Source organism: Mogibacterium diversum (genome assembly GCF_002998925.1).
Taxonomy (GTDB): domain Bacteria; phylum Bacillota; class Clostridia; order Peptostreptococcales; family Anaerovoracaceae; genus Mogibacterium; species Mogibacterium diversum.
Genome location: NZ_CP027228.1, coordinates 1,238,760 through 1,251,379 on the forward strand (window position 1 = coordinate 1,238,760; position 12,620 = coordinate 1,251,379).

At 43.6% G+C, this 12,620-nt stretch carries 9 protein-coding genes and 1 riboswitch; of the genes, 2 read left to right on the forward strand and 7 right to left on the reverse strand.

What is annotated here, in order from left to right; genetic code table 11:
• Nucleotides 1–193: 193 nt before the first annotated feature.
• A complete protein-coding gene (sstT, locus tag C5Q96_RS05795; protein WP_106057453.1) occupies nt 194–1,429 on the forward strand; it encodes a serine/threonine transporter SstT in 1,236 nt (411 codons plus the stop codon).
• 296 nt (nt 1,430–1,725) lie between these two features.
• Here sstT and pgeF read toward each other — a convergent pair whose 3' ends face one another.
• The 5 genes from pgeF to C5Q96_RS05820 form a co-directional block, all read right to left on the reverse strand.
• Entirely contained in the window at nt 1,726–2,493 is a 768-nt protein-coding gene (gene pgeF / locus C5Q96_RS05800) for a peptidoglycan editing factor PgeF (protein WP_106057454.1), read from the reverse strand.
• A 12-nt stretch (nt 2,494–2,505) separates the two neighbouring features.
• Nucleotides 2,506–3,408 carry a phosphate acyltransferase gene (locus C5Q96_RS05805; protein ID WP_106057455.1) on the reverse strand — a complete coding sequence of 301 codons (903 nt, stop codon included), beginning with the start codon at nt 3,406–3,408 and terminating at the stop codon, nt 2,506–2,508.
• A gap of 247 nt (nt 3,409–3,655) precedes the next feature.
• Nucleotides 3,656–4,231: an indolepyruvate oxidoreductase subunit beta gene (locus C5Q96_RS05810; RefSeq protein WP_106057456.1), complete on the reverse strand. Its 576-nt coding sequence runs from the start codon at nt 4,229–4,231 to the stop codon at nt 3,656–3,658.
• Entirely contained in the window at nt 4,231–6,009 is a 1,779-nt protein-coding gene (iorA, locus tag C5Q96_RS05815; protein WP_106057457.1) for an indolepyruvate ferredoxin oxidoreductase subunit alpha, read from the reverse strand. Before iorA ends, C5Q96_RS05810 begins: the two co-directional genes overlap by 1 nt.
• A gap of 253 nt (nt 6,010–6,262) precedes the next feature.
• Entirely contained in the window at nt 6,263–6,979 is a 717-nt protein-coding gene (locus C5Q96_RS05820; RefSeq protein ID WP_106057458.1) for a pentapeptide repeat-containing protein, read from the reverse strand.
• A gap of 424 nt (nt 6,980–7,403) precedes the next feature.
• A riboswitch (Lysine riboswitch) is annotated at nt 7,404–7,576 on the forward strand.
• A gap of 95 nt (nt 7,577–7,671) precedes the next feature.
• Between C5Q96_RS05820 and C5Q96_RS05825 the strand changes: the two genes are divergently transcribed.
• The gene (locus C5Q96_RS05825; protein ID WP_106057459.1) at nt 7,672–9,324 is read left to right on the forward strand and encodes a Na+/H+ antiporter NhaC family protein; all 1,653 of its coding nucleotides are present in this window, start codon (nt 7,672–7,674) and stop codon (nt 9,322–9,324) included.
• Nucleotides 9,325–9,511: 187 nt separating this feature from the next.
• Here C5Q96_RS05825 and C5Q96_RS05830 read toward each other — a convergent pair whose 3' ends face one another.
• Complete coding sequence (locus tag C5Q96_RS05830) at nt 9,512–10,852, reverse strand: penicillin-binding transpeptidase domain-containing protein (RefSeq protein ID WP_106057460.1); 1,341 nt, start codon at nt 10,850–10,852, stop codon at nt 9,512–9,514.
• A 28-nt stretch (nt 10,853–10,880) separates the two neighbouring features.
• Nucleotides 10,881–12,509 (reverse strand): FtsW/RodA/SpoVE family cell cycle protein, encoded by a 1,629-nt coding sequence (locus tag C5Q96_RS05835; RefSeq protein ID WP_245905552.1) that lies wholly within the window; start codon nt 12,507–12,509, stop codon nt 10,881–10,883.
• Nucleotides 12,510–12,620: the final 111 nt, after the last annotated feature.

Consider the following 12,620-nt stretch of genomic DNA (forward strand, 5'->3'; position numbering starts at 1 on the left):
TTAAGTTTATCACACTCGCTATTTTGCCGCAATGAACCTTTATAGCTATACATAACTCGTTTTCAGGTTGGCTCATTTCAAGACTGTTCCTTATCACAAAATATTTGTCATAAAATTGTTTTAATTGCACCACGTAGCTATTTATAGTATAAATATCGTTGCGAAATATTTTATTTAATTGAGGGGGTTCTATATGAAATCCATTTTTAGAGCTTGGAACAAACTAAGCTTGATTGTACAAATCATCATCGGTCTTGTTATCGGCATTTCGCTTGCCGTTATCGCACCGAAGCAACTCGCATTTTTAACATTATTTGGCGACCTATTCGTTGGGGCACTCAAAGCAATCGCTCCTCTGATGGTATTTATCCTTGTAATGGCTGCTATCGCCCAGCATAAATCCGGAACGAAAACTAATATGTCTACAGTTATTGTCCTATATATTGTTGGAACACTTTCCGCAGGACTCTGTGCTGTCGTTGCCAGCTTCTTATTCCCACAGACTCTTATTCTTGCAAAGTCTGCTGAAAAGGTTGCTGCACCTGACAATATCATATCAGTTCTTAAGACGGTCCTTCTAAATGCCATCGACAACCCGATCAACGCAATTGTTAATACAAACTTCCTCGGCGTTCTCGCATGGGCGATTATAATCGGTGTCGCACTAAGGTCGGCATCTGACTCTACTAAGGATCTTTTATCAGATTTATCTGATGCGATTACTAAGTGTGTTCGTTGGATCATCCAGTTTGCGCCTATCGGCGTAATGGGGCTAGTATTTAACTCCATTTCTACTAGCGGAATAGGAGCACTTGCAAAATACGCATCACTTATTCTACTCCTCGTTGGAACTATGGTGTTTATAGCTCTTGTTGTTAATCCGCTTATCGTATTTTTGGCATCGCACCAGAACCCTTACCCACTTGTATTCAAGTGCTTAAGCAATAGTGGTATTACGGCATTCTTTACGCGAAGCTCTGCGGCTAATATTCCAGTTAATTTAGAGCTCTGCGAAGACCTTGGTCTAGATGTGAACACATATCCGATTTCAATTCCACTAGGAGCAACCATAAATATGGCTGGTGCAGCTGTTACCATCGCAGTCATGTCATTAGCCGCTTGTAATACTATGGGTGTAAAGGTTGATATCCCTTCTGCAATCTTGCTGATATTCTTGACTGCAATTAGTGCAGCTGGCGCTTCCGGAGTTGCAGGAGGCTCACTGCTGCTGATTCCACTGGCATGCTCACTGTTCGGGCTACCTGCGGACATTTCAATGCAGGTTGTTGGTGTTGGATTTATCTGCGGAGTAATTCAGGACTCTTGCGAGACTGCACTGAACTCATCTACAGATGTTCTGCTAACGGCGACAGCTGAGCTTCATGAGTACAGAAAAAGAGGCGAAAAGAAGATTCTCAATATTAAGTAATTTTGATTGATTCAAGCCTATATCTAATTGAGACACGAATTATGAATGATTATCTTCACTTACTTATTGAGCATCTGACATGGCTCTTTCAGTATTCAGTATGACATTCATTTCGATATGCTCGATGGATTATATCTATATATTCATATATAGACGAAAAGCTTGAGGTAGCTACAACCAGAAGCAAAAAGCTTGGGTGATACCCCAAGCTTTTTTATTTCTGTGCCGCAAGGCACTTCTGTTCTATTTGTTTTTACATCAATCGGTTTTGCAATGTTACCAACATATCAGACATTCTACTTAAGCATCAGCACCGCCATCTGTCCGCCTCGTTTGAGTCCATCTCTTCTGTGAGAGAAGTACTTTTTTCTCTCGGCAAACGTGCATCTACCGTCAATCTCTATCTGTGATTCGGGAATGCCAGTACTCATAAGAACAGCCTTATTGACTATCGGCAGTGAGACATAGAACTTGCCTCGTTCTGGATTATACGTATATGCTCCAGGAATATCCTTTACACTCATATTCGAAATCGCTGATATTACATCTTCACCGCACTCGAAGTTTTTCATTGAAATGCACGGACCAATTGCAGCGTATAACTCAGCAGGATTTGAATCGAACTCTTCCTTCATCTTTTCCACTGTACGTCTTGCAATTTCGAGAGTTGTTCCTCTCCATCCCGCATGACTAAGTCCTATAGCCTCGTTAACAGGATCATAGATATAGATTGGCGCACAGTCCGCATGCGACGTAATTAGTGCGACACCCTTAGAATTTGTCACCATCCCATCTACACCTGCCCGCCTTGGCTTATACAGTCCTTCACCGCAGTTCTCTTCATCTACGCGGATTACCTCGCTACTATGCGTCTGGTGAAGCATGACGAGCTGCCGCGTGTCAATCCCAAGCGAACCGCACCATAGCTTGTAATTTTCGAGGATATTTGCAAGGGCATCATCTGTCGTCAGACTCAGATTCATCGAGTCATAACACCCCGTGCTCACCCCGCCATTTCGAGTGCTATAGTCACATACTAACTTGTCCTTAAATTGTTCGAACATCTAATAGAAACCTTACTTTGATGCTGCAGCTGCGAATACGATTGAATAGAACTTCTCGTCAGCACCGGAACCACGTGAAGTGAGTACGATTGGAGCCTTTGCACCAACGACAAGACCTGTCATTCTACCGCCGCCCTGGATTACCCAAGACTTTCCGATGAAGTTTCCTGCAGCCATATCTGGAACGAGTAGAACGTCCGCATCACCTGCTACTGGGCTCTCGAACCCCTTGAAATCAGCTATTTCCTTGCTTAGTGCGATGTCGTAAGAGATTGGTCCCTCTATTACGCAGTCCTTTATTTCGCCCTTCTCGTTCATTTCCTTAAGAGCTGCTGCGTCTACTGACTCAGGCGCTTTCTCGTTAAGCTTTTCAGCTGCACAAAGTGCTGCAACCTTAGGGTTCTCATATCCCATGTTGTTAAGAGCTCCAACTGCATTCTCAACAATCTGAGCCTTCTGTTCTAGTGTTGGGTGAAGGAGCATTCCTCCGTCTGTCAGAACCACTAGCTTGTGGTAGTTAGGAACTTCGAATAGTCCTACGTGAGACATTACCTTGCCCATGTTGAGACCAGTTTCTTTATTTACAACCTGCTTGAGAAGATCAGATGTCTGCATCTTACCCTTCATAAGGAAGTCGCCCTTGCCTTCGTTGATAAGTCTTACAGCAATCTTAGCGATTTCAACGTCGTCATCTGCATTGTAGATTGTTGCATCTTCTAGAGCTAGACCATGTTCTTTAATAATCTCTCTAATCATATCCTCCTTACCAACGAGAACTGCCTCAACGATGCCTTCCTTAACTGCCTCATTTACAGCCTCTAGAGAGTGCTCGTCGTGAGCGCAAGCTAGGACAATTCTCTTCTTGACAGGATTACTTCTAACCATTTCTGCCATTTCTGCAAAATTCCTTAACATACATTACCTCCTTAAATAACATAACAATTACTTTGTATGTCTGCCGTGGACTAGTTATTTCCTTAAGCTCCTATATTATAGCATAAAGGCAGCTTATTACATTAGTTATATATACCATTACCGCTATAATTCATGAGCTTTTTAACAGATTTAGTAAAAAAGGAGAAGGTCTCCCCTCTCCTTAATCATCTTATTAAACATCCATCAAAGCAGCTAATCAATATTTGAACGATTAGCGGTGGATGCATTATAGATCGTATCCTGCCTTGAATGCCTTCTTGTTGAGCTCAACGAACTTAGGCTTTACGTTCTTCTCAATCTGAACATCCCAATCTACATCGTCTAGAGAGCCTATAGCCTTAACGAGCGCTCCGAGGAGTACTACGTTCATAGCCTTAGCATTTCCAAGGTCTGTAGCGATTTCTCCAGCCTTAACAGCAGTTACCTGGCACTTTGACTTTAGATCCTCGATGATATCATCTGGATACTCTGCCTTACCTAGGTTTACTGGAGCAGGGTTGATTTTGAAGTCGTTAACTACCATCTTGCCGCCTACCTTGAGGTACTCGAGCCATCTTAGGGCTTCCATTCTCTCAAATGCTACGATTACGTCTGCAGAACCCTTTCCTACGATTGGGGAAAGAACTTCTTTACCGTATCTTACCTGAGTGCTTACACTTCCGCCACGCTGTGACATACCGTGAATCTCACTCATCTTAACATCGTAACCAGCTTCCATTAGGCCGCTCGTAAGAATCTTACTTGCAAGGATTGTTCCCTGTCCACCTACTCCTACGAGGAGAATATTCTTAACATCACTCATTATCTCTGCACCTCCTCAATAGCATCAAATGGGCATACCTGCTTGCAGACTGTACAGCCTACGCAGCTATTAACATCGATAACAACATCATCCTTTGAAGACATGAGAGCTGGGCAACCTGTTCTTACGCAAGCCTTACAGTTTCTGCACTTATCCTGAATGATGTGGCACTGAGTCTGGTGTAGTCCCTTGAACTCGTCAAGATCCTGCTGGCTGAACTTCTTGAGTACGCATGGCCATCTTGTAATGATAACTGTTGGCTCTTCGCTAGCGATGCAAGCGTCGAGGACCTTATCAACTTCGTCAAGGTGTAGAGGATTTACTGTGTAAATGTTCTCTTCCTTGATTCCTACTGCCTTAACTAGAGCTGGAATATCAACCTCTGGTGCTGGCTTACCCATGAGTGTAAATCCTGTTCCAGGGTTCTCCTGGTGACCAGTCATACCAGTGATTCTGTTGTCGAGGATAACGCTGATGCTATCACTCTGGTTGTATACAGCATCCATCAAACTTGTGATACCGCTGTGGAAGAATGTGGAGTCTCCAAGTACACCTACTGCCTTAGTCTTTGCACCTGCAACCTTGTAAGCCTGTGCAGCACCGTGAGCCATAGATAGGGAAGCTCCCATACAAATAGCTGTATCAAGTGCGCTAAGAGGAGCGTTTGCTCCGAGTGTATAGCAACCGATGTCTCCGTTGATCATGAGACCCTTCTTCTTCTTGATTGCCTGGAAGAATCCTCTGTGAGGACATCCTGCACATAGCGTTGGAGGACGTACAACAGACTGTAGGTCTGACTCATAAGACTCTGGCTTAACTCCTGTGAGCGCCTCTCTTACGATATCTGTGTTGAGCTCATCGAACTTTGGAATCTGCTGATTTCCAATGCACTCAATTCCGTGAATCTCGAGGAACTCCTGTAGATATGGGTCCATCTCTTCGATTACATATACCTTATCTACCTTGCTGCAGAAATCCTTGATTAGGTCTGTAGGTAGAGGGAATGTCATTCCTAGCTTGAGGTATGAAGCATCCTCGCCAAATGTTTCCTTAGCATACTGATAAGAAATACCAGATGTAACAACACCGATCTTAGTCGAATGCCATTCAGGCTGGTTGATCTCTATTTCATTTGCATAAGCTTCCATGTTAGCTAGCTTAGTCTCGAGATTAACTCTCATCTTCTTAGCATTAGCTGGTGCGGAAACGTACTTTTCAATCTGCTTCTTGTAAGGAACGTACTCGTGCTCTTCTCTATCGCCGAGTTCTACGATTCCCTTTGAGTGACAGACTCTAGTTGTTACATGGAAAAGAACTGGAGCATCGAATCTCTCGGAAAGACCGAATGCCATCTTCATGTAATCCTTACACTCCTGAGAGTTGGAAGGTTCTAGCATGAGCAGTCTTGCTGCCTTTGCGTAGTTTCTGTTGTCCTGCTCATTCTGTGAGCTGTGCTGACCTGGGTCGTCAGCGGATACGATAACAAATCCACCTGTAACTCCAGTATATGCGATTGTGAAGATAGGGTCTGCTGCAACGTTAACACCTACGTGCTTCATAGCGCAGAACGATCTAACACCTGCAATTGATGCACCGATAGCAGCTTCTGCAGCTACCTTCTCGTTAGGAGCCCACTCTGAGTACACATCATCCTTGTACTGAGGCATGTTCTCGAGGATCTCGGTGCTTGGAGTACCGGGATAAGCCGAAGCAAACTGGCAGCCACCTTCATATGCGCCGCGAGCAATAGCTTCGTTGCCCGACATAATTACTTTCATCTACTTACCTCCTTAAGTTTAACCGCATTAAACTTGTCATAAATATAATTGAATTATACAAATGAATATATTGCTCGTCAAACAATGTCTTTTTGCTATTTTTTTGCTATTTTGTAGCTTTTTGACAAAATTATATGTGGTCATACTACAATTTTTGTTTGTTTAGCCTTTATTTATGCGACTATGATTATATTTTTGTAAGAATTTTACATTTTAGCTGAAAATAATTTAGCGGATAATATCCGTTTACAAATTATACAGTTTGATATGCTATGCACTGTTCTCTTTCCATAAAAAAATGTATTCCTCGTGATGAATCCTTCCACCGATCTGGCTCGAATCCGTTAGCTGGCTCTACCCATTTTCCTCGTTCATAATAGAAATCTGGATCGACTGTGGACTGAGCCCAGTCGTAGCTGATAGTCTCATCTATGCTCTTAATTGATAGCACCTTGGCCTTGTCGCATCTGCAGGTTTCCCGCGTAGCCGAGACTCGCCGTGCCTCTCTTGGAACTAGGAGCTGAACTACTCTGAGCTCAGAGCAGCATTTCCATGCTATAAATGCACCTTCCTCCGGAGGCACCATCCTGTACCATTTGGTATTTTCGTCTACGATTATGCCATCGAGATTGGCGCCCTCGAGGACTGCGGCATATAGATTCGCTCCGCTTAGGTCGCTGTCCGAGAGGTCGATATCGCGGAAGATGGCTTCGGTCATATCGGAACCTACGAACCTGCATCCGTGCATCGGGCACTCTCGAAAGAGTGTGCCCGATATGCTGGATCCGCTGAAGTCTGCACCTCTAAGGTTGCAGTTCTCAAAGCTGCAGAGCTTAAACGTGATATTTGTCATGTCAAATCCTTCGAGATATGTATCCTTGATGATACTCTCTTCTACTAGGAGCCTCTCAGATTTATCTCTATCTGTTATTAAATTTATAAACTCATCTGATGTGAATGCTTTATTCATTAACCTTCTTCTCCTCAGTTTCTTGTTATATTTCTAGTTCTTACCATGCATTTCTATGCCTTTTTTTATCAAAGTTGGCAGATTAACACTCCTCTACACATGTATCATGCCAATTGCCCACTTATGTATCACACATACATTAAAACATTTAAAAATGCAGGAGAATATTGATATTACAGAAATCATGAAGCTACCCTCTAACTGAATTATATCACTTATCACTGTGTTTTAAACTGCCGAAGGGGTCTGAAGGGGTGTACTGTAGAAATGTGCACAATAATACGAAATACAAAATCATAAAACTTATATGTTTATTCTCCCTGCTATTGTTGTGTGATTTCACAAAGAAAGTTAATATTTTTGGATTTTTCCTTGACTTTAAACCAAAGTTAGTATTAAGATATAAACAGCTTTTGAATAAGACTGACTCGATAGAGGTCGCGGAGCTCAAGAGTACCTGACAGCTACAGCGTGGGAAGCTGCTGCTAGGGAAAGGGAAATCCGCCGAAGGGAATATCACCCCAATGATATTTTCTGGGCCGGTGCAGAATATGCGCCGAACTGTCACATCGTAAAATGTGGAGCGCTATCAATGGTATATAGCTAATGTGTATTTTGCATTGCTTACGTACGAACCATGGATACGTTTCAGACGTTATTCATGGCTATTTTATTTATACGGAGGTTTTAAAATGATACGCATTAACAAAAGCAGAATTATGTACGTGTTCGGGCTTACCGCACTCTTCATAGCGGCTGTGCCGATTGTAGCAATGGCTGCTGACAGTAAGCCAGCAATGTATGCAACGATATGGGCTGTTCTACCGCCTATCGTCGCTATCGGACTAGCACTCATAACAAAAGAAGTATACAGCTCGCTGTTCATCGGAATTCTTGCAGGTGGACTTGTATATTCTGGAATGAATTTCCCTAAATTCATGAATCATGTGATGATAGATGGATTCGTTTCATCACTGTCTTCAGCGGGAAATGTAGGGATCCTAGTATTCCTAGTTATACTCGGTATGCTCGTAGCTATGATGAATCTATCCGGCGGTTCCGCTGCTTTCGGAAATTGGGCAGCTCAGAGGATAAAAACTCGCCGTGGCGCACAGTACTCGACCGTTACTCTAGGAATTCTCATTTTCGTAGACGACTACTTCAACTGTCTAACTGTTGGTAGTGTTATGAAGCCACTCACTGACAAATACAACATATCGAGAGCTAAGCTCGCATATTTAATAGATGCAACTGCAGCGCCAGTCTGCATTTTAGCTCCTATTTCATCTTGGGCTGCAGCTGTAAGCGGTTTTGTAGAGGGAAAAAATGGTCTAAGCATATTTATTCAGGCTATCCCTTACAACTTCTACGCACTTCTCACCATCGCCATGATGTTCATGATTATAACTATGAACTTCGACTATGGAAAAATGGCAGCTTATGAGAAAAATGCCGTAGAAAACGGCGACCTATTTACAGTGCAAGATACTGCAGCATTGAAGAATGACAGTGCTGCCGAGACAGTACATAAAGGAATAGTGATGGATTTGATGTTCCCAGTAATAATTCTCATCATCTCTTGCATCACTGGCATGCTATATACTGGAGGATTCTGGAGGGGCAAATCATTTGTAACTGCATTTGCAGGTTGTGATGCATCCACGTCTCTAGTGCTCGGAAGTGTTGTTTCACTTGTTATTACAGTTGTCTACTACATGATTAGAAGAGTCGTTCCTTTCTCGGAGCTTATGGAATGTGTTCCAGAGGGATTCAAATCCATGGTTTCACCAATTCTCGTTCTGACAATGGCATGGACTCTAAAAACTATGACCGATTCTCTAGGTCTAGCGCAATTCGTTGCCAATATGATGGATAAGATTCCTGGCGGATTAATCATGATAATACCTGCGATGTTCTTCCTCGTATCTTGTGCTCTAGGTTTTGCGTCTGGCACGTCGTGGGGAACATTCGGAATACTCATCCCTATAGCACTTGCAGTAACTGCGAATAGACCTGATATGATGATTGTGCTCATATCTTCCTGCATGGCTGGTGGAGTTTGTGGTGACCACTGCTCGCCAATCTCCGATACGACTATCATGTCATCTGCAGGTGCAGCTGTTAGACACCTCAGCCACGTTGAGACTCAGCTACCTTATGCTATGACCGTTCTTGCTGTATCGGCTGTATGTTATGTAATTGCTGGCATCATGGAATCGCCATGGGTTGCACTCGCGGTAGGTCTCGTACTACTATATGTGGTTCTGCGCTTCTTCAAGAGAAGAGAGGGTTCGTATGTAGTTGACGAAGCTCAGGCTATTGAGACTGCAACTGCCCGAGGTTAAGAATTGTACTATCGATGGATCTTTGAAAAATATTATCTTTAATTTAACTTTGCTGAAAAAGACTAAAAAGGGAGCTATCACTGCTATGTGATAGCTCCCTTTCTTCATTTATCGATCAGAGATGCATAAACGGGATTATATGCATTGTAGCTATAAAATACATCATCTGATCTGCACCATCAGCATCCTAGTTGTTCTGCACTAGCGCAAGCAAAGTCTTGTAAGCCACAGGTCCTGCAACCTTATAGCCTGTGCCACCGTTTTTCACCCATACTACGAAAGCATATGGATGATCTGCATCATCTATAAATCCAACAAACCACGCATCAGGTGTTCCGCTCCCCGTCTCTGCTGTTCCAGACTTTGCATAGATGTCGAGCCCTCGGAAATTACTCTCTCCATATGTAACCTTAACGTCATTTTTCATCATGCTCTTCATCTTACCTGCGGTGCCACTGCTTAGGTAATTACCTAATGAATCACCGCCAGTAACCTTTTTAAGGAAATTAGATGAACCTATTATATAAGGATTTATAGCTTTGCCGCCATTGGCAATTGCTCCCATGTAGACCATCATCGAGGCAGGATTTACGAGATCATCTGCCTGCCCGATTCCCGCCCAACTAAGTTTAACTGGGTCATCCTTTGGAAAAACGAATGTCCCCTTTGCTGTCTTAATTCCGTTTATATCGAGTGAGTTTGTCAGCCCAATCTTCTTGACGTAATCCTTCATGGCACTTGCGCCAACCTTACGAGTGATTTCTCCAAATGCACCGTTACAAGACTTTGCGAGCGCCATCTCGAAGTCAACATGTCCATGTCGCTCCGTGCACTTTATCGGTGACCCATTTACATACGTAACACCAGTACAGTTAAAGCTGAAATCATCTATATCATCGACATTATCAATTGCCGCCGCAGCGGTTACTGTCTTAAATGTCGAACCCGGCGTGAGCCTTCCCGATAGGAATGTATTGAAATATTCAGATGAACTGGAATTCGTCGGAAGTGACCCTTTAGGATCAACAGATGGCGTGCATACCATGGCCATTATCTCTCCGGTTTTATAGTTGTATACTCCGACCATCCCCTGACGATTACCTAGCGCCTTGTACGCAGCTAAATTAGCCTTTGCATCTATGGTCAAATTGATTTTGCTTCCGTCCTTAGTGGTATCATAGGTCCCGTTTAGCAGGTCATACCCTATGAGCTGCGGTCTAAATACGTTGATTGCACCTGTCGCAATATTGCCCTTTGGATCTCCAACCGCATGTACAGTTGCCTTTCTAAGTGAAGCATCAGAAGGATACACGAGTCCATCCTTTGTGCAGTTAAGCAGCATCACGCCATTTCTGTCATAGATAGTGCCGCGGTTGACTTCACCATTAGTATATATCTGCCTATTTCCATAGAAGCTCGCCCAATCTTGTCCCTTTGTTACGAACCTCCATGTAAAAATCAATATTCCTATGAATAGCGCCGCGGCGAGTAGCAGACAGATGTTCGCTCTACGCTCTAGTTTCCGCATATGCTACCTCCTTTTGTCTTCGCACCCATCACGGTCTCCTCTTAATCGCAAGGCTTGCATCCTTACGCATATCCGCAGCCTTAAAGTAGGCTAGCATTGCCCATGAACACATCGCACTAGTACCGCCCGTAGAGACGAACGGGAAGGTAACTCCAGTTAGCGGAAACAGGTCTACCGCTCCAAATATATTTAGCATGGTCTGAAAGATCATCATCGTCGCAGCACCGCATGCTGCTATCGTGTAAAACGCTGATCTTCCTGCTACGATTGAATTTACCGCAAACAGCGAGAGGGTAATGATACACAGAACGAGCAGAATTGATATTATGAGCCCCCATTCTTCAGTTACAAACCCAAACACAAGGTCTGTGTTGGAGGCTGCAACGGTCTTTAAGGATCCATTACCTGCACCAAGGCCGAGGAGACCTCCACCAGATGCATAAGACATGGTTCTAGTCTGCTGATATCCCATACCGTTGATAAAATCCGGTTCCCACACATGCCCCCAGGCATTGAATCTGCTCAGTATATACGGTTTAAACCTGAGCACAAGTATGCCCATAATTCCGGCAGCCCCTATCGTGAGTATAAGCCTCGAAAAATCACCACTTCTTAGGAACGAAATTACCAGATAGGTCACGAAGAAGATAAGCGCACCTCCGAAGTCTCCCATCTTGGCAAGGCAAGCCAGGCAGAATAAGGAAAATAGCATGAAACCATAGAGATTTTTCTTGTTGAAGAGATTCTCCATGGTTGCTGCACCGATGCATATGAATGCGAGCTTGACGATTTCAGAAGGCTGAATTGAGATGCCACCGACAGTAACCCAGTTAGCAGCTCCGAATTTAGTCGTTCCGAATATTACATTGAACAGCAGTAGCCCTATAGCGAGCACAGCGAGCACCGGCTTAATCTTCTCCGTCCTCCTCAGATCTCGCATATATATGCACATGAATATGAAGATGAAGATCCCGACAAGCGTTGCGATATACTGCTTCATTGTAAGCGCAGGGTTGGCAGAAGTCGTGACCGCTAGTCCTATAGTCGACATGAAGAAAGCTATCATCTCCATTTCAAAACCCTTGCTGCCCATGGCTCTAAAAAGAATCACATAAATCCACATAGTAGCAGAAAGTAGCGGAATTGAAAGAAGCGCCCCTGGAGTGAGATTCGTCCCCATGCCAATTATCAGCTGTATCATCGTCAGAAACTGAAATGCGGTGATAGCAACCATAAGTGGCCATGGCGAGACAGGTTTCTTGTCCATCGAGCGCATAGCATCATTATTCTTTTCCTCTTCAACACTTATCGCAGCGAGCGTGCACTTTGCACCGCCCATCGTGATTTCGTCACCAGGATTAATTATGTATTTCTTACGTGGAATGAGCTGGATACCATTGATAATGGTCCCATTCTTGGAATTCAAATCCTTAAACATCCATTTTCCGTCTTTACGGCGAATCAAAAGTGCCTGCGTATTAGAAATCGTATCAAGCTCAATACGCAGGTCAACAGATGACGATCTGCCGATAATGTTCTCCCAATGAGTGATTGGAAGTGTAACACCATCCTCAACAGATAGGTAGCCCCAGACCTCTGGAGTCACCCTAGTTGAGAGCAGCGACATGATGGACTTCATAAGAATGTATACTGCCAAAATTACGAAAATCCACCTTGATGCCGTCGTTATGTATTTTGCGAAAATAGGATTATTCTCGACAAAAGTGAGTACGGATGTAAATAAACTATCTATGGTCACCACCCCATT